Origin of the sequence: Neorhizobium galegae bv. orientalis str. HAMBI 540 (genome assembly GCF_000731315.1) — a bacterium.
In the GTDB taxonomy this organism is placed as follows: Bacteria; Pseudomonadota; Alphaproteobacteria; order Rhizobiales; family Rhizobiaceae; genus Neorhizobium; species Neorhizobium galegae.
This window is the reverse complement of the sequence record NZ_HG938353.1, coordinates 3,837,939-3,855,182: the sequence shown is the minus strand read 5'-3', so window position 1 is coordinate 3,855,182 and position 17,244 is coordinate 3,837,939. Positions and strand designations below refer to the sequence as shown.

The window sequence follows — 17,244 nt, the reverse complement described above, 5'->3', positions numbered from 1 at the left end:
GACCTCTCACCCTCATTCCGCGATGATCTTGAACTTCTGGCCGGGCGAGATCGTCGCGCCGACCGGCAATGCATTGATCAGCTTGAAGAGATCGAGCTTGCGATCCGTACCCATCATGCGGGCCGAAAGCGATGCGACGGTATCGTCCTTGGTCGCTGTGACGATCCGTATCCTCAGCGGCTTCAGTGCTGCTATTTCCTGAGGTGTCATTTTGCGGAAGGTCGAGCGCAACGTTTCGGCGGCCGTCGCGAGTGCCGGGCTTCCTTTCGGTACTGCCGTCAGGAAACGGAAAATCTGAGTGTCGACGCGAATGACGGTCACATCGAAATCCCAGCGTTCGGCGGAAGCCCGTGCGGTCGCCGCGGGCATGCCATTCACCTGGATCTCCCGCACCGTTTCAGGCTGCAGACCGGCGACCCAGCCGCTCGTCAGATAATTCGCCAGGTTGTCATTATCGCCGGCGGCAACGCCGTCGAAACGAATCGCTGTCTCGCCAGGGCCGGTCGCGAGCACTGCTTCCACCTTGTTGTCGATGCGGAAGTCCGGCGGGACGTCGAAACGGATGCCAAGGTTGCCATGCATAAAAGTCTGGCCGCGGACATAGCCTTCCTGCGGGCTGTCGCCGTAGAGCAGGCCATCGATGCCGGCGATGTAATAATCGCGGCCCTTGTCGCCGACTGTGCCTTCCTGGCCGAAATTACGGGCATGGCGGCGGGCAAGATCAACGCGCTGGGCGGAGTTCGGATGGCTCGACAGGAAGTCGAGGCTCTGGTCGTTGTCCGGGTCGACCGCAGAATAGCGGGCATAGGCCGCCATCGAATCGAGGAAGCGCGCTGCGGCATAGGGGTCGTAACCGGCTTCGCCGAGCATCCGCACGCCGATCACGTCGGCCTGCAGTTCCTGCTGGCGCGAGAAGGCGGCGAGCCTGAGCTTGCCGCGGGCAAGCGCCTGTTTCCCGGCAAGATCGCTGGAGAGGACTTCGGCGACGACGCGGCTCGCAATCACTTCAGCCTCTTCGCGGCGCTGGCGTTCGATGCCGTGGTTTGCGGTGACGTGGCCCATCTCGTGGGAGAGCACGGCCGCGACTTCCGATGCATCATTGGCAAGCGCCAGAAGGCCGCGTGTCACGTAAAGATAACCGCCGGGCAATGCGAAAGCGTTGATCGCCGGCGAATTCAGGATGGTGATGCGGAAGGACTGGTTGGGGTTTTCCGAAACTGCCGTCAGCGCGCCGGCAATGCGGGCGACCAGCCGCTCAGTCTTTGCGTCGCGATATTCGCCGCCGTAGCTTGCGACGATGCGCGGATGCTCGCGCGCGCCCATCTGCGCCCGCGGATCGTTCTTCTGTACCTCGTCGACGATCTGCGGCGAGTCAGAGGGAGAGACATTCGGGGTATAGGCCTGATCGAAGAGCGACTGGCAGCCGGAAAGGACCGCACCGCTGAACAGCAGGGCGCCCACGGCCCGCCAACCGGGCAGCGCACGGACAATCGTCCAGACAGCCGGGATCGCCGTGTCGCGCCTCATCGTCCTCGTCTTCCGCACCATCATTCCCAAGGTCCGCCATCCAGCTTGGCTGAGGTCCTCTCGATCCAAGCTGGCTCCTTCTCTATGTCGCTTAGCGATTTTCGCGTCGAATGCACAGATGCTCTTATTGAAATATGTCTTGCTGGTGCGTTTGCAATGAAAATCCCCGCTGCCTTTCCGCGATGCCATCGTGGCACGTCCAAATTGTGGCGAGTTCCATAACGGTCTGGCAGCGCTCGTCGCCAAACGTGATCACGCAAATAGTGACTTGCAAATTGCAAGTTACGTATGCCACAAGGCTGCGTCTCGTCGGGGAAGAAACCCATGAAACGAACAGGTCCCATCGATACCGGATGCCCGGTGTTGCGCAGTCTCAAGCATGTTGGCGAGGTCTGGAGCTTCCTGATCCTGCGCGACGCACTGACAGGTGCAACACGTTTCGACGAATTCCAGCGCAACCTCGATATTGCCCCAAACATCCTGACCAGCCGGCTGAACTCGCTCGTCGAATCCGGGCTGATGGAACGCCGGCGTTATTCCGAACGGCCGCCGCGGGACGAATACCACCTCACGCAGCGCGGCCGCGACTTCAAGCCTGTGGTGCAGGCGCTGCTTGTCTTCGGAAACCAGCATTTCGCGCCGGAGGGCGAAAGCGTGGTGATCGTCAACAGGGAGACCGGAGAGCAGGCCGAACCGGTGATGATCGACCGCTGTAGTGGCCGGCCGCTAAACGATCCGGTCTTTACCAACGCGGCCGGTCCGGCTGCGAGCGAACGTATCCGCCGTCGTTATCCATCCGTGAACCAGCTATTGCCACATAGAGAGGCTGATCGATGAGTGCCGTGACCACCGAAGCCGTCGAAGCGGCGTCTCCCTTCGAAGATACGGACGCGGCGCCGATCAATCCGCGGACCCGGCAGCTGCTGCAGGATCCGATCCTGCCGATGCTGATCCGGCTCGCATGGCCGAATATCCTGATCATGCTCGCCCAGGCCTCGACCGGCCTCATCGAAACCTGGTGGATTTCACATATGGGCACCGCGGCGCTGGCTGGCATGGCCCTGGTCTTTCCGGCCGTGATGCTGATGCAGATGATGTCTGCCGGCGGTTTCGGCGGCGCGATCTCGTCTGCCATCGCCCGTGCGCTCGGCAGCGGCCGGCGCGGGGATGCCGACCTGCTTGCCTGGCATGCCGTCGTCGTCAATGTCGCGATCGGGCTGTTGTTTTCGGCGGTCATGCTCGCCTATGGCCGACCGATCTATCGGGCGCTCGGCGGCGAAGGTGCGGAACTCGAGGCTGCGCTGGTCTATTCCAACGTGGTGTTCGGCGGCATGATCTTCGTCTGGCTGATGAACGGCCTGGCGAGCGTCGTGCGCGGCACGGGCAACATGCTGTTTCCGGCCCTGGTTACCTGCGTCGGTGCTGTACTCCTCGTGCCCGTATCGCCGCTTCTCATCTTCGGCTTCGGCCCGTTCCCGGGGCTCGGCATTGCCGGCGGCGGTCTGGCCCTGGTGCTCTACAGTTTCGGCGGCACTGCGGTGCTTGCCTGGTACATCCTCTCCGGCCGCAATCTCGTGCGCTTCGGCGTCGGTCCGCTCCGCTGGACGATGTTCCGGGATATCGTCCGCCTCGGCGCTGCCGCGGCGATCAATTCCATTCTCACCAATGTGACCATCGGCATCGCCACGGCTCTGGTGGCCACCAAGGCGGGTGTCTCTGCCGTCGCCGGTTTCGGTACCGGCGCGAGGCTCGAATATCTGCTGATCCCGGTGATCTTCGGCATCGGTGCGCCGATGGTGGCGCTGGTCGGCACGAACATGGGCGCCGGCCAGAAGGACCGGGCGATGCGCATCGCCTTCACCGGTGCTGCGATCGCTTTCGTCATCACCGAGGTGATCGGCCTGATCGCGGCGATCTTTCCGGTCGCGTGGATTTCGCTGTTCAGCGAGGAGCATGGAGCGATCGATGCGGGCGTTGCCTATCTGCAGATCGTCGGGCCGGTTTATGGTTTCTTCGGCGGCGGCCTGGCGCTCTATTTCGCCTCTCAAGGCGCGGGCCAGCTGCTCTGGCCGCTTGCCTGCGGTTTTCTGAGACTCGCCATTGCAGGTCTCGGGGGCTGGCTGGCGCTGGAATTTACCGGATCGCTCAACGGTTTGTTCTTCGCGCTGGCAGTTGGTCTGGTCGCCTATGGCGGGATCCTGTTCCTCGCCATCCGCTCCGGGGTCTGGTTTCGCGGAAAGGCTGCCTGATCAACCGGAAAGAAATTCGGCGAGTGCCGGAATATCGCGCCGGGTGAGGAATTCCTCGGCCGGCGCCTGCAGCAGGATCTGGCCGTGGTCGACGAAGATCGCATGGTCGGCCAACCGGCCAACCTCATCCGGGTCGTGGGTCACGATCAGCACCGTATTGCCCGTCTCGCGATGCAGGTCGATGAGCAGGCTGGCCATCGAAAGCCGGAGGCCGGGATCGAGCGCCGCGAACGGCTCATCCATCAGCAGAACCGGCTTTTTGCGCACCAGAGCCCGGGCGAACGCGGCACGCTGCCTTTCGCCGCCGGAAAGTGTCCCCGGCATCCGTTTCTCAAAACCGCTTAAGTCCACGCGTTCCAGCGCCTGCGATATCGCGGCCCGGTCACCGCTGGAAAGTTTCAGCGAAGGGCTGATGCCGAGCCCGATATTGGTGGCCATATCCAGATGGGCGAAGAGGTTGTTGTCCTGAAAGACCAGCGATACGGGACGCTCGGAGGGATGTTTTTCCGTCACGTCCCCGCCCGCGATCAGGATACGGCCGCGGTCCGGCGTCTCGAAGCCGGCAACGAGGTTGAGGAAGGTCGACTTGCCGGAGCCGGATGGACCGGTAATCGCCGTCACGGCGCCGGCCGGCAAAGCACAGTCGAAGCGGAATTCCTTGGTGCCGAGCTTCAGTTCAACCTTGTCCAGGGCGATGCCGTCAGTCATGGCTTGCTTCCCTCCGGCCAGCAGTGCCGATCATCGTCAGCCCCAGGCAGATGATGCCGAGGATGAGCGCCAACCCGTCCGCATCATTGGTGCGGTAGCTGGATAGCCGGCTATAGACAAGCCAGGGGAGGGTGATGAGATCGCTGGAGCCGAACAGCGCTACAGCGCCGAGGTCGCCGAGCGACAGCGCCATGGCGAAGGAGAGCGCCGTCAGCAACGGCCTAGCCAAGACCGGCAGATCGATCCTCCATGCCCGCGAAAAGCCCGAAAGGCCGAGGCTGGCCGACAGCCTGCCTGTCCGCTTGCGGTGCGTTTCGACGGCCGGCGCGAGGACGCGCATCACGAAAGGAAGCGCCATCAGCATGTTGATGATCGCGACCAGCGCCGGGGCGAAGCGAGCGACATCGCCGAACGGGCGCAGCATCAGGAACCAACCGGTGCCGAGCACGACCGGCGGAACGAGCAGCACCAGCGAGGACATAGCCACGAGTGACATGGAAAACATCTTGGCAGTTCCGCCGGGCCTCTTCATGTCGGTTATTGCCTCGCGCCCGGCAATAATCGCCAGCGACGCCAGAACGGCGAGCAGGCCCGCGGAAAGCGCGATCGTGAAACTGGTCCATGCGGCGCCCAGGAAGGCGGGGCTGGTGACGAGGCTCCGGAGATTGGCCTGAACGCCGGCAGCGACGATCGATGCGAGCGGCAGGATCAGGAAGGCGGTAGCCAGCAGGATGGCGAGCGTGTCCCAAAGGCGTGTCGGCAACGTTCGGCCATCGAAGCGGCGGGTAGTTCGGCCTGCCGAGATTCCACTATCATCAGGCGCCGGGAAAAGCGAAATCGCGATCAGGATCAGCGCCGTCATGCCGATCTGCAGCAGCGACAGCGCGATGGCGCGGGGCGGATCGAAATCGAAACGGAGCGACTGGTAGATCGCCACTTCGAGCGTGGTCGCGGCCGGTCCGCCGCCGAGCACCAGGACAAGCGTGAAACTCGTGGCGCAGAGCATGAAGATCAGGCCGGCAATGCCGGGGATGACTCGCCGCGCCGCCGGCCATTCGATGAAACGGAAAACGGAGAAGGGTTTCATCCCGAGGCTGGAGGAGAGCAGCCAGTATTCCGCCGGCTGGCGCTCCAGCGCCACAAGCAGCAGTCTCGCAGCGAGCGGCAGGTTGAAGAACACATGGGCCAGCAATATGCCGGAAAGCCCATAAATGCTGACCGGATGTTCCAGGCCGAGTTTCAATAGTAGGCTGTTCATCACCCCTTGCCGGCCCCAGATGCCGATCAGGCCGAGCGCGCCGATCAGCACCGGCAGGCCCATCGGCAATGCCATCAGCCGGATGACCCACACGCGGCCCGGAAAACGTGGACGGCGTGCGAGCGCGAGTGTGACGGGAAGGGCGAAGACGACCGACAGCAGCGTCGAAAGAACCGCCTGCAGCAGGGTGAAGCGCAGAATTCGCCAGGTATAGGCGGTGAACAGCCGGCTTTGGGCGTTGCCGGTGTCCCAGGAGAGAAGGGCGGCAACCGCGATGCCGACGAAGAGGGCGATGCCGGCGAGGCTCAGCAGCCCCCAGCCTATCCCGCGTCTCCGCTCGGCCCTGGTCAGCATGGGATCAGTTCAGGCTCATGGCGGTCAGCCATTCGTCGATCCAGGCCTGCCGGTTCTTGGCCACCTCGTTCGACCCCATCAGGAAAGTTTTCGTCGGCTGCACCAGCTTGTTGAACGCGTCGGGGAGTGGCTGGGAAGTCTTGGCGGCCGGCATCATCCAGTTGGTGGTCGGGATGACATCCTGGAAGGCCGGTGAGACCATGAATTTCAGGAACTGTTTCGCCAGATCCTTTTCCTTCGCCCCCTTCAGCAGGCCGGCGACCTCGATCTGGATATAGTGGCCTTCTGAGAAGGAGGCAGCCTGGTAGCGGTCCGTCTTCTCCTCGACCACGTGATAGGCGGGCGAGGTCGTGTAGGAAAACACCATCGGCACTTCGCCCTTGGTGAACAGGCCATAGGCCTCCGACCAGCCTGGCGTGACAGTCAGCACGCGTTTCCTGAGCTTGGCCCAGGCCTCCGGTGCCTTGTCGCCATAGACCGATTTTACCCAGAGCAACAGGCCGAGGCCGGGTGTTGAGGTGCGCGGATCCTCGATGGCGATCTTCTGTGCCGGATCGCCTTCCACCAGTTCCTTCAGGCTCTTCGGCGGGTTCTTTATCGCCTGGGTATCATAGACAACGGCGAAATGGCCGTAATCGTAGGGGATGAACGTGTCGTCGCTGTAATTGCCGGGGACCTTGGCGGCCGAGACGTCGAGCCCATGCGGCTCGAACAGACCGGTCGCCTTGGCCTCGGAGATCAGGTTGGTATCGACGCCGAGCGCGATATCGGCGTCGGTGCCTTTGCCTTCCAGCTTCAGGCGGGTGAGAAGCGCCACGCCATCGGCGACGCCGACGAAATTCAGCCTGCAGGCGCAGGTCTTTTCGAAGGCTTCCTTGACCTTGGGACCGGGACCCCAATCGGAGATGAAGCTCTCATAAGTGTAGATGGTCAGCGTCTTTTGCTGCGCTTCGGCCGGCGCGGAAAGGGAACAAGCGGCAGCGGCCGCAAATATCGAAAGAATGGTCTTGCGCATCAGCGCCTCCTCTTTTTGCTAACAAGGGGAATAGGCGCTGATAAAGAGCCGTCTAATCCCTCCGCCGGTGTTAACCGGATCAGGTTCCGCGGGTTGGCCAGAAGCCTCTCAGCCGCGCGAAAACGCGCGGCACCCCGTTAGAGCGAGATCAGATTTAGCGGTGAGGCGAATGGCTGGCAAGAGGCGCACTCGGTAGGAGCAACATTGGCTCAGTGGTTCTGCGGAAACACTTTCAGTTCACGCGGAACGATCGCCATGCCGCCGAGTCGGTTGGCAACGGCGTAGTCGATCGTCTTCTCGACTACGTCAGGCATGACCGGTTTGGTGAGAACGCCGAGCGAGCCCTTGACGCCGGCTTCCACATCGTCCGGATTACCCGTCATGAAGACGACGGTGATGCCATATTGCTCGGCAAGCTCTCGGCCGATCTCCGGACCGGTCCGGCCGTCCGAGAGATTGACGTCGACCAGGGCGATATCGGCATAGGCGGCGAGCGCCAGGGCGTGTTTGCGGGCATTGGCAAAACCGGCGACTTTAAGGCCCATGGCTTCGATCGTCTCGGCAACATCGAGCGCGATCAGAAACTCGTCTTCGACAATCATAACTCTCTGATTCATCGCCTCAGCGGCCAGCCGACGACGCGTAACATTTGTCAGCATTGGATGTCCCTATTCGGTTGATCGGTTCCTGGCAGGCCGATGCGTCCCCGGGACATTTCGACCACTATTCATACCCAGAACGTCTCGGGACATCATATGTTCCGGTCCGCGACAAATATTTTTTCAGCTAACTATCTGTTAAGCTTAATAAATCGCAAACTAGCCCTCGATTTCCTCACGCAGCATTTCGAGCTCCAGCCATTCTTCTTCCATTTTGCTGATGCTTTGGCGCAGCTTTTCCATCTCCGCAGCCAGCTTGTTGAAGGCGGCGGGATCCTTGGTGAAGAGGTTGGGATCGGCCATCTTCTTCTCGCGGGCGGCGATCTCGGCCTCGGCTTTCGCCATTTCCTTCGGCAGGTTCTCGAGCGCGAATTTCTGCTTGAAGGAAAGCTTGCCTTTGCCCTTGTTGGTGCCGGAAGCCGGTGCCGCAGTATCGGTTTTTGCCCTGTCGGCTTTCTCCGTGCGGCGCCTTTCCTCCAGCGCGCCCTTGCGCTGCGCCAGCATGTCCGTGTAGCCGCCGGCATATTCGATCCAGCGGCCGTCCGGTGCGTCCGGATTGGCGGGGGCGATGGTCGAGGTCACGGTGCGATCGAGGAAGTCGCGGTCGTGGCTGACGAGGATGACGGTGCCGGTATAGCCGGCGACGATTTCCTGCAGCAGATCCAGCGTCTCGATGTCGAGGTCGTTGGTCGGTTCGTCGAGGATCAGCAGGTTGGACGGCCGGGCCATGATGCGGGCCAGCATCAGCCGGGCGCGCTCGCCGCCCGACAGGTTCTTGATCGGTGTCCTGATCTGCTCCGGCTGGAACAGGAAGTCCTTCATGTAGCCTGCGACATGCCGCTGTTCGCCGTTGACCAGCAGCGTCTCGCCGCGTCCATCCGTCAGATAATGGGACAGCGTGTCCTCGGGGTCCAGATCCTCGCGTTTCTGGTCGAGTGTCGCGATTTCCAGATTTGTACCGAGCTTGACGGTACCGGTGTCGGGCGCCAGCTGGCCGGTCAGCATTTTCAGGAGCGTGGTCTTGCCGGCGCCGTTCGGGCCGACGAGACCGATGCAGTCGCCGCGATGCACGCGGATCGAGAACGGCGCGACGATGATCCGCTCGTCATAATTTTTGGTGATGAACTCGGCCTCGATGACCAGCTTGCCGGATTCGCGGCCTTCGCTGACGCTCGCCTGCACCGTGCCCTGCGGCCCCTTGTGACCGCGGTAATTGCCGCGCATCGTGTGAAGCTCGCCGAGGCGGCGCATGTTGCGCTTGCGGCGGGCCGTCACGCCGTAGCGCAGCCAGTGCTCCTCGCGCTCGATCGCCTTGCCGAGCTTGTGCTGTTCCAGCTCTTCCGCCTCCAGCACCTCGTCGCGCCAGGCTTCGAAATCGCCGAAACCGCGGTTCAGGCGTCGCGAGGTGCCGCGATCGAGCCAGACCGTGGCATTCGAGACTTTTTCGAGGAAGCGACGGTCATGCGAGATCACCACCAGCGCGCTTCTCGTCTTGCGCAGCTCCTCTTCCAGCCATTCGATGGTCGGCAGGTCGAGATGGTTGGTCGGCTCGTCGAGCATCAGGATGTCCGGCTCGGGCGCCATGACGCGGGCCAGTGCTGCGCGTCGGGATTCTCCGCCGGAGAGCGTGTTCGGGTGTTCCTGGCCGGTGAGGCCCAGATGTTCGAGCAGGTAAGTGACGCGGTAGGGATCGTCGCCCGGGCCAAGGCCCGCTTCGGCGTAGGCCTGCACCGTCGAATAATCGGCGAAATCCGGCGCCTGTTCGAGATAGCGGATGGTCGAGGAGGGATGGCGGAACACCTCGCCCGATTGGGGCTCGACCATGCCGGCGGCGATCTTCATCAGCGTCGATTTGCCGGAACCGTTGCGGCCGACGAGGCAGATCCGGTCGCCCGGCTCCACCTGCATGCCGGCACCGGCGAGAAGCGGCGCGCCGCCGAAGCTCAGGAAAATATCGTCAAGTTTCAGAATTGGGGGCGCCAACAGTCAGGCTCCTGTAAAGTCGTGGGGGCGGGCAAGGATCATGGCCTTGCCCTTCCTCAAATGGAAATCCACCTGGCCTTCCGCAACGTTCGAGACGGTGCGCGAGGAGCCGAAGGGGAGTGAGAAGTTGTCGAGCGGATAACGTGCGCCGATGATATCGAGCCCTTCCAGGTCGGAAAAACCGATGACCGAAAACAGCGAACCCTTCGGCAGGTCGAGCGTCCTTGCGCCCGGCAGCAGCGGCAAGGCTTCCTCGTCGCCTGACGTCAGCAGGATATCGAGGCCGCGTTCGGCAAGGCCCATGGCGTGAAAGAGGTGCTGGAGCGCATGGTCGCTGCGCTCGCCGCCGAGTGCGCCGACGAAGATCAGTCTTGTGGCACCGCGGTCGGTCGCTTCCGAGGTTGCGATCTCGCCGTCGGTTTCGGACTTGGCGGGCGGGTAGGTCTGTCGCTCGACGTCCGGGAACTGCGCTATCAGCGCGGCATCCGAGGAGTCGAAATCGCCGACCCAGAGTTCCGGCTTCACGCCGAGCGCCACCGCATGGCGCATGCCGCTGTCGGCCGCGATGAAGCGGCTGCCGTCGATCGCGTCCCGCAGGCGGTCGGTGACGGTGAGACTGCCGCCGAGCAGAATGGTGAAGGTCGAATGGGTCATGTGCATTGCCCATAGCGCAAAGCCGATGGAAAGGGAAAGCTGTTGCACCGCCGCGGGTGAGCTTTTAGTTTGCGGCGCGTTTACCGATCAGGATCACGAGATGCAGTTTCAGGGTACAGCTGACTATATTGCCGACAAGGATCTGATGGTGGCGGTCAATGCTGCGATCCGGCTCGAACGTCCGCTGCTGGTGAAAGGCGAGCCCGGCACCGGCAAGACCGAGCTTGCGCGGCAGGTGGCCGCCGCCCTCGGGCTCGATCTGATCGAGTGGAACATCAAGTCCACCACCAAGGCGCAGCAGGGGCTCTACGAATACGACGCCGTCTCGCGGCTGCGCGACAGCCAACTCGGCGACGAACGCGTCCACGACGTGGCCAACTATATCCGCCGCGGCAAGCTATGGCAGGCGTTTGCCTCCGACAGGAAGCTCGTCCTGCTGATCGACGAGATCGACAAGGCGGATATCGAGTTCCCGAACGACCTGCTGCAGGAGCTCGACCGCATGGAATTCCATGTCTACGAGACCGGTGAAATGGTGTGCGCCAAGGTCCGGCCGATTGTCATCATCACCTCCAACAACGAGAAGGAACTGCCGGACGCCTTCCTGCGCCGCTGTTTCTTCCATTATATCCGCTTCCCGGACGTCGATACGCTCGCCCGCATCGTCGAGGTCCATTACCCCGGCATCAAGCAGGCGCTGGTGCGCAATGCGCTCACCCAATTCTACGAGATCCGCGAGATGCCGGGGCTGAAGAAAAAGCCCTCGACCTCCGAAGCGCTCGACTGGATCCGGCTGCTGGTCTCGGACGATGTCGACCCATCGGATCTGCGCGGCGACGCCCGGAACGCGCTGCCGAAGTTGCATGGCGCTCTCCTCAAGAACGAGCAGGACGTGCATCTCTTCGAGCGAATGGCCTTCATGGCGCGGCGGGAGCGGTAAGCGGAAGATTTTGCTCCCATTGACGGGGCCTGTAGCAAGGCGTATTTGAACTCTCGAGAATTCGTGGTGATTTGGCCGGCCGGCTTGCAGCCACGTTAAAAAAGTCGCTAAAGGGCCGCGAGAAGATGTCTTCCCACGGACCGGTCGCGATTTATTTTGCCGCCGGTTTTATTTTTGTTGGGTTGAGACATGCCGATCAAGATTCCCGATACGCTGCCCGCATACAGCACCCTCGTTTCCGAGGGCGTCCGGGTGATGACCGAAACCATGGCGGTGCGGCAGGACATTCGTCCGCTGCAGATCGGGCTGCTCAACCTCATGCCGAACAAGATCAAGACCGAGCTGCAGATGGCGCGCCTCGTCGGCGCCTCGCCGCTGCAGGTCGAATTCTCGCTGATCCGCGTCGGCGGCCACAAGGCGAAGAACACGTCGGAGGATCATCTCCTTTCCTTCTATGAAACTTGGGAAGAGGTGAAGCACCGCAAGTTCGACGGTTTCATCATTACTGGCGCACCGATCGAGACACTTCCCTTCGAGGACGTCACCTATTGGGACGAGATGAGACAAATCCTCGACTGGACCGCGACCAACGTGCATTCGACCATGAATGTCTGCTGGGGCGCGATGGCGGCGATCTACCATTTCCATGGCGTGCCGAAATACGAGCTCAAGGAAAAGGCGTTCGGCGTCTATCGCCATCGCAACCTCGTGCCGTCCTCGATCTATCTCAACGGCTTTTCGGACGATTTCCAGGTGCCGGTATCGCGCTGGACGGAAGTCCGCCGCGCCGATATCGAGAAGAACCCGAACCTCGAAATCCTGATGGAATCCGAGGAAATGGGTATCTGCCTGGTGCACGAGAAGGCCGGCAAGCGGCTCTACATGTTCAACCATGTGGAATACGACTCCACCTCGCTGGCCGACGAATATTTCCGGGACGTCAATGCCGGCGTACCGATCAAGATGCCGCATAACTACTTCCCGCATAACGACGACACGCTGACGCCCTTGAACCGTTGGCGCAGCCATGCACATCTTCTGTTCGGCAACTGGATCAACGAGATCTACCAGACGACCCCTTATGATCCGGAGAAGATCGGTACCGAATAGGTTTTCGACGCGATGTTCATTCCCTTCTTCCTTCACCTCAAAGAAGCGAAGATCCCGGTAACACTCCGGGAATTCCTCGACCTTCTGGAAGGGGTGGAAGAAGGGATCGCGGATTTCGACGTGGAGGCCTTCTATTTCCTCGCCCGCACGGCGCTGGTGAAGGACGAGCGGCATATCGACAAGTTCGACCGGGTCTTTTCGTCCTATTTCCGCGGGCTCGAAATGGTCTCCGGGGAGCCTGGCCTGGACGCCGCCAATATCCCTGAGGAATGGCTGCGCAAGCTCACAGAAAAGCATCTGAGCGACGAAGAGAAGAAGCTCGTCGAGTCGCTCGGCGGGTTCGAGAAGCTGATGGAGACCCTGCGCCAGCGGCTCGAGGAGCAGAGGGGTCGGCATCAGGGCGGCTCGAAATGGATCGGCACTGGCGGCATGTCACCTTTCGGCGCTTATGGCTATAATCCGGAAGGCGTGCGGATCGGCCAGGACCAGTCCCGTCACCGCCGGGCGGTAAAAGTCTGGGACAAGCGCGAGTTCGCCGATTTCGATGACAAGGTGGAGCTCGGCACCCGCAACATCAAGCTTGCGCTGAAGCGGCTGCGCCGCTGGGTGCGGGAAGGGGCGATCGAGGAGTTCGATCTGCCGGGCACGATCCGCTCTACTGCCGAGCATGGTTATCTCGACGTCCAGACCCGGCCGGAACGACGCAACGCGGTGAAGCTGCTGATGTTCTTCGATGTCGGAGGGTCGATGGACGACCATATCCGGGTGGTCGAAGAGCTGTTCTCGGCAGCCCGCGCCGAGTTCAAGCATATGGAGCATTTCTACTTCCACAACTGCCTCTATGAAGGCGTGTGGCGAGAGAACCGCCGCCGGGCCGACCGGACGCCGACGCTCGACCTCATCCGCAGTTATGGCGCCGACTACAAGGTGATCTTCGTCGGGGATGCCTCGATGAGCCCCTATGAGATCACCCATACGGGCGGTTCGGTGGAGCATTGGAACCAGGAACCGGGCGAGGCCTGGATCAGGCGCGTCACCGACCACTTCCATCGCTGCGTCTGGCTCAATCCGCTGCCGCAGGACCATTGGAGCCATACGACCTCGATCGGGGTGATGCGGCAGCTGATGACCGAACGGATGTTTCCGCTGACGCTCGGCGGGTTGGAACAGGCGACGCGCGCGCTCACCCGCTGACTTTGCTTTTCCATGAACTTTATCGGTCACCGGCGTTGCGGCCTGCCGTCAAATCGCGCAGTTTGCCGCAAAACATATTGGTGGAGGAGCAGTCTCATGGCGGACCAGAATATGGCGGACCAGAATTTCGAAGTTTTCGGCACCACGGAAAAGGGCGAAACCGTCTATCGTGTCCGGATCTCCGGCGGCGGGCTCACCGCCAGTGTCATCACCTGGGGCGCGGTGATCCAGGACCTCCGGCTCGACGGCCATCAGCCGCCGCTCGTGCTCGGCTTCGGACGGTTTGAGGACTATCTGAAGCATTCCCCATATTTCGGCGCGACGCCCGGCCGTTCGTCCAACCGTATCGGCGGTGGCCGCTTCACGCTGGATGGGAAGCAATATCAGCTGGAACTGAACGAACGGGGCGTCACCCATCTCCATGGCGGCTCGGATGGCATCGGCCGCAGCAACTGGACGATCGTCGAGCATGCTGCCGACAAGGTGGTGCTGCGGATCACCGATCCCGACGGCCGTGCGGGTTATCCTGGAAACTGCACGATCACCGCGATCTACCAACTCAAAAGTGACGGCGTTCTTTCCGTCGTCTACCAATCCACCACGGATCAGCCGACGCTCGCCAATATCTGCCAGCATACCTATTTCAACCTCGACGGCCACGAGGATGCGCTCGGTCATGACATCATGATCGCAGCCGACCATGTGCTCGTCCTTGACGACAATCAGGTGCCGACCGGCGAATTGATGCCGGTCGCGGGCACGCCTTTCGACCTGCGCGACATGGGGCCGATGAAGCGGTTCGACGGCGAGGCTCAGGTCCTGTTCGATCATAACTTCTGCCTGTCGCCGGAGCGAACGGCCAAACGTGCGGTGGCTTTGGCGCGCAGCATCCATTCCGGCGTGTCGTTGGAGGTTCGCACCACCGAGCCCGGCGTGCAGCTTTATGCCGCTTTCAAGCTGTCGCAGATCCCCGTGCCGGGCCTCGATGGCCGCCGATATGGGGCTTTTGCCGGGTTCTGCCTGGAAACCCAGGTCTGGCCGGATGCCATCAACCACGCCAACTTCCCGAATGCGGTGCTGCGCCCGGGCGAGGTGTTGCGGCAGGAAACCGACTATGTCTTTTCGAAACAATGATCGCAGCGGGCCGCGTCCGGACCAGCTCATGCCGACACATTCAAATAACTCTTGTCATTCAAACGGGGCTTGCTTCGGTATCCATGTAAAATCGGTAAGCCGTGGATTCCAGTTGTAACGCTACCGCGGCGCACGGTTTCCGGAGCAAAGTTACCGCCTCGTGTTTTACATTGTGGAACGCAATGGGATTTTGACATTAGTTAAATTTCAACCGATTTCGACATAGTTTTCTTCAGGATTGGCATTGCCACCCGCCGGGCGGCAGCCCTTTGCTTTTGCAGAGCACAATTCGAGGGACATATGAACGAGATCAGCATCAGGAAGCCATTGTCGAGACGGCTTACCTTCTTCGGTTTTGCAGCCGTGCTTTTCGCGAGCGTGGTAATCGGCGGGCTTGCATGGGAACGCCAGTCGAGCATGACCGAGCAGGCGCTGCAGACGGAGCTTGATAGCGATCTCGCGGTCATCCAGGACGACATGGCCGCCCAGGGGCGTGCCGCTTCCGCGCTGGCGCTGACGATCGCTTCCCTGCCGGAAACTTCCCCGCTCATTCTCGCCAACGATCGGCAGGGCCTGCTCTCCCGCTATGCCAGCATGAAGAGCGTCAAGGACGCGAGCGGGCTTGAAATGATCACCTTCAGCACCGCGGCGGCCGATGCGGTTGCCCGCGTGCACGATCCGGATGTCTTCGGCGACAACATCAAGGCACGCCGCAAGATGGTCGCGACTTCGCTCAGCGACAAGAAACTGGTGGTCGGCATCGAGACCGGTCGCACCGCCGTCAGCCTGTTTGCAACCGCCCCCGTCGTCACGGACGGCAAGGTCGTCGGTGTGGTGGATGTCGGGCTGAAGCTCGTCGATGCCTATTTCTCCCGCCTGACCAAGGAAGCGAACGCCTATGTCGCGCTCTACACCAAGGGTGCCGACAAGTTCGACAAGCAGGCTTCCACCTTTGGCGGCGAGCCGATCCTGAGCGGCGCCGAGCTTCAGGAGGCCTATGACAAGGGTTCCGTGCGGCGTTATGCGGATATCGGCGGCAAGCATTACGCCGTCGAGGCGGTGCCGCTCCTCGACTTCTCGGGCACCAAGGTCGGCGTTCTCGAAATCGCCTCTGATATCACGCCGCTGGTTACGGCCAGCGAGACGGCGCTGTGGATGACCGCACTCGGCACTGTCGCCGTTTCGATCCTGTCGCTGATCGGCTTCCTGATCTTTGCCCGCTCACTCGGCGGCACGGTCCGTCGCCTGACCGTGACGATGGCGAAGCTTGCCGCCGGCGATCTTAGCGCCAAGGTGGAAGGCCAGGAGCGCCAGGACGAGATCGGAGCAATGGCGCGTGCCGTCCAGGTCTTCAAGGCATCAGCCGAGGAGAATGTTCGGCTGGAGCACCAGGCGTCGGAGGCCCGCGAGGCGCAGGAACATCAGCGCCAGCGCCAGTCGGCGATCGACAGTGCCAAGGGCGAGGACCTGCGCGCTTTCGTCTATGCGATCGAGGAAGGCTTCAACCAGCTTGCCGGCGGCGATCTGACGGTCCGTATGGACGGTGCCGTCGCAGCAGAATTCGAGCCGATCCGCGCCAAGTTCAACAGTTCGGTCGGCAATCTCGAAGAGGCGATCGGCTCGGTCGTCGGAGCCGTCGGCACGATCCGCGCGGGTCTGCAGGAAATCTCGATCGCCTCCAACGATCTTGCCAAGCGCACGGAACAGCAGGCCGCAAGCCTTGAAGAGACGGTTGCCGCTCTCGGCCAGGTGACCTCGGCCGTCAACGACAGCGCCGGCGGCGCAAGCCGCGCCCAGGGCGTCGCATCGCTTGCGCAGCAGAAGGCCCAGCGCGGCGGCGAGATCGTCGCCAGTGCGGTCGCCGCCATGGCTGCCATCGAAGGCTCGGCCGAGCAGATCAGCCGGATCATCGGCGTGATCGACGACATCGCCTTCCAGACCAACCTTCTCGCCCTCAACGCAGGGGTCGAAGCCGCCCGCGCCGGCGAGGCTGGTCGCGGGTTCGCAGTCGTCGCCCAGGAGGTCCGCGGGCTCGCCCAGCGTTCGGCCGATGCCGCCAAGGAGATCAAGACGCTGATCTCGACATCGTCCGCGCAGGTCAAGCAGGGCGTCGAGCTCGTCACCGCTTCCGGCAAGTCGCTCGACGACATCGTCGGCGAAGTCGCGCAGATGAGCACGTTCGTCAACACGATCAGCTCAAGCACCAGCGAGCAGGCGATGAGCCTGCGCGAAGTGGCGGCCTCCGCCGACCAGATGGACAAGGTGACCCAGCAGAACGCCGCGATGGTGGAAGAAACCACTGCCGCCGCCCAGAGCCTGACGCAGGAAACCGACAGCCTCGCCGACATGATGGCCCGCTTCAAGACAAATGGCGGTGCACCCTCGCAGACCTATGCTTCCGGCGGTTATCGCTCGCGCGCGGCCTAATCGGGCTTTTCCGGATTGACGACGCCGCTGGC

General features: G+C 62.1%; 14 protein-coding genes and 2 riboswitches. Of the genes, 7 read left to right on the top strand and 7 right to left on the bottom strand.

What is annotated here, in order from left to right:
* Positions 1–12: 12 nt before the first annotated feature.
* Positions 13–1,527, bottom strand: coding sequence for a M48 family metalloprotease (locus tag RG540_RS18755; RefSeq protein ID WP_080724981.1), 1,515 nt, complete (start codon positions 1,525–1,527; stop codon positions 13–15).
* Between the two features lie 324 nt (positions 1,528–1,851).
* On the opposite strand from RG540_RS18755, the gene RG540_RS18750 reads away from it, so the two are divergent.
* Positions 1,852–2,364 (top strand): winged helix-turn-helix transcriptional regulator, encoded by a 513-nt coding sequence (locus RG540_RS18750; protein ID WP_038591035.1) that lies wholly within the window; start codon positions 1,852–1,854, stop codon positions 2,362–2,364.
* The gene (locus RG540_RS18745; protein WP_038591032.1) at positions 2,361–3,776 is read left to right on the top strand and encodes an MATE family efflux transporter; all 1,416 of its coding nucleotides are present in this window, start codon (positions 2,361–2,363) and stop codon (positions 3,774–3,776) included. The genes RG540_RS18750 and RG540_RS18745 overlap by 4 nt, the downstream gene beginning before the upstream one ends.
* Here the strand turns inward: RG540_RS18745 and RG540_RS18740 are convergent, their stop codons facing one another.
* The 6 genes from RG540_RS18740 to RG540_RS18715 form a co-directional block, all read right to left on the bottom strand.
* Positions 3,777–4,484 (bottom strand): thiamine ABC transporter ATP-binding protein, encoded by a 708-nt coding sequence (locus RG540_RS18740; RefSeq protein WP_038591030.1) that lies wholly within the window; start codon positions 4,482–4,484, stop codon positions 3,777–3,779.
* Positions 4,477–6,096: a thiamine/thiamine pyrophosphate ABC transporter permease ThiP gene (gene thiP / locus RG540_RS18735; protein ID WP_038591027.1), complete on the bottom strand. Its 1,620-nt coding sequence runs from the start codon at positions 6,094–6,096 to the stop codon at positions 4,477–4,479. Before thiP ends, RG540_RS18740 begins: the two co-directional genes overlap by 8 nt.
* Before the next feature lie 4 nt (positions 6,097–6,100).
* Positions 6,101–7,111, bottom strand: a complete 1,011-nt coding sequence (thiB, locus tag RG540_RS18730) for a thiamine ABC transporter substrate binding subunit (RefSeq protein WP_038591023.1) — start codon at positions 7,109–7,111, stop codon at positions 6,101–6,103.
* A 39-nt stretch (positions 7,112–7,150) separates the two neighbouring features.
* Positions 7,151–7,258, bottom strand: a riboswitch (TPP riboswitch).
* Positions 7,259–7,320: 62 nt separating this feature from the next.
* Positions 7,321–7,770, bottom strand: a complete 450-nt coding sequence (locus RG540_RS18725) for a response regulator (RefSeq protein ID WP_038591020.1) — start codon at positions 7,768–7,770, stop codon at positions 7,321–7,323.
* Between the two features lie 159 nt (positions 7,771–7,929).
* On the bottom strand, positions 7,930–9,753 hold the full coding sequence (locus RG540_RS18720) for an ABC-F family ATP-binding cassette domain-containing protein (RefSeq protein ID WP_038591017.1): 1,824 nt from the start codon (positions 9,751–9,753) through the stop codon (positions 7,930–7,932).
* A 3-nt stretch (positions 9,754–9,756) separates the two neighbouring features.
* On the bottom strand, positions 9,757–10,413 hold the full coding sequence (locus tag RG540_RS18715; protein WP_174479301.1) for a thiamine diphosphokinase: 657 nt from the start codon (positions 10,411–10,413) through the stop codon (positions 9,757–9,759).
* A gap of 94 nt (positions 10,414–10,507) precedes the next feature.
* Here RG540_RS18715 and RG540_RS18710 point away from each other — a divergent pair, with 94 nt between their 5' ends.
* The 5 genes from RG540_RS18710 (at position 10,508) to RG540_RS31180 (ending at position 17,212) form a co-directional block, all read left to right on the top strand.
* On the top strand, positions 10,508–11,347 hold the full coding sequence (locus RG540_RS18710) for an AAA family ATPase (protein WP_038591011.1): 840 nt from the start codon (positions 10,508–10,510) through the stop codon (positions 11,345–11,347).
* 53 nt (positions 11,348–11,400) lie between these two features.
* Positions 11,401–11,478: riboswitch (SAM riboswitch) on the top strand.
* Positions 11,479–11,536: 58 nt separating this feature from the next.
* Complete coding sequence (gene metA, locus RG540_RS18705; RefSeq protein ID WP_038591008.1) at positions 11,537–12,457, top strand: homoserine O-acetyltransferase MetA; 921 nt, start codon at positions 11,537–11,539, stop codon at positions 12,455–12,457.
* Positions 12,458–12,469: 12 nt separating this feature from the next.
* Positions 12,470–13,651, top strand: a complete 1,182-nt coding sequence (locus RG540_RS18700; RefSeq protein ID WP_038591005.1) for a vWA domain-containing protein — start codon at positions 12,470–12,472, stop codon at positions 13,649–13,651.
* A gap of 96 nt (positions 13,652–13,747) precedes the next feature.
* Positions 13,748–14,785, top strand: coding sequence for an aldose epimerase family protein (locus RG540_RS18695; protein ID WP_407668835.1), 1,038 nt, complete (start codon positions 13,748–13,750; stop codon positions 14,783–14,785).
* Positions 14,786–15,085: 300 nt separating this feature from the next.
* Positions 15,086–17,212 carry a methyl-accepting chemotaxis protein gene (locus tag RG540_RS31180; RefSeq protein ID WP_051909520.1) on the top strand — a complete coding sequence of 709 codons (2,127 nt, stop codon included), beginning with the start codon at positions 15,086–15,088 and terminating at the stop codon, positions 17,210–17,212.
* Positions 17,213–17,244 lie beyond the last annotated feature (32 nt).

Coding starts and splice junctions, on each gene's coding strand:
- RG540_RS18755 (WP_080724981.1), bottom strand. CDS start 1,527: ATGAGGCGCGACACGGCGATCCCGGCTGTCTGGACGATTGTCCGTGCG.
- RG540_RS18750 (WP_038591035.1), top strand. CDS start 1,852: ATGAAACGAACAGGTCCCATCGATACCGGATGCCCGGTGTTGCGCAGT.
- RG540_RS18745 (WP_038591032.1), top strand. CDS start 2,361: ATGAGTGCCGTGACCACCGAAGCCGTCGAAGCGGCGTCTCCCTTCGAA.
- RG540_RS18740 (WP_038591030.1), bottom strand. CDS start 4,484: ATGACTGACGGCATCGCCCTGGACAAGGTTGAACTGAAGCTCGGCACC.
- thiP (WP_038591027.1), bottom strand. CDS start 6,096: ATGCTGACCAGGGCCGAGCGGAGACGCGGGATAGGCTGGGGGCTGCTG.
- thiB (WP_038591023.1), bottom strand. CDS start 7,111: ATGCGCAAGACCATTCTTTCGATATTTGCGGCCGCTGCCGCTTGTTCC.
- RG540_RS18725 (WP_038591020.1), bottom strand. CDS start 7,770: ATGCTGACAAATGTTACGCGTCGTCGGCTGGCCGCTGAGGCGATGAAT.
- RG540_RS18715 (WP_174479301.1), bottom strand. CDS start 10,413: ATGCACATGACCCATTCGACCTTCACCATTCTGCTCGGCGGCAGTCTC.
- RG540_RS18710 (WP_038591011.1), top strand. CDS start 10,508: ATGCAGTTTCAGGGTACAGCTGACTATATTGCCGACAAGGATCTGATG.
- metA (WP_038591008.1), top strand. CDS start 11,537: ATGCCGATCAAGATTCCCGATACGCTGCCCGCATACAGCACCCTCGTT.
- RG540_RS18700 (WP_038591005.1), top strand. CDS start 12,470: ATGTTCATTCCCTTCTTCCTTCACCTCAAAGAAGCGAAGATCCCGGTA.
- RG540_RS18695 (WP_407668835.1), top strand. CDS start 13,748: ATGGCGGACCAGAATATGGCGGACCAGAATTTCGAAGTTTTCGGCACC.
- RG540_RS31180 (WP_051909520.1), top strand. CDS start 15,086: ATGAACGAGATCAGCATCAGGAAGCCATTGTCGAGACGGCTTACCTTC.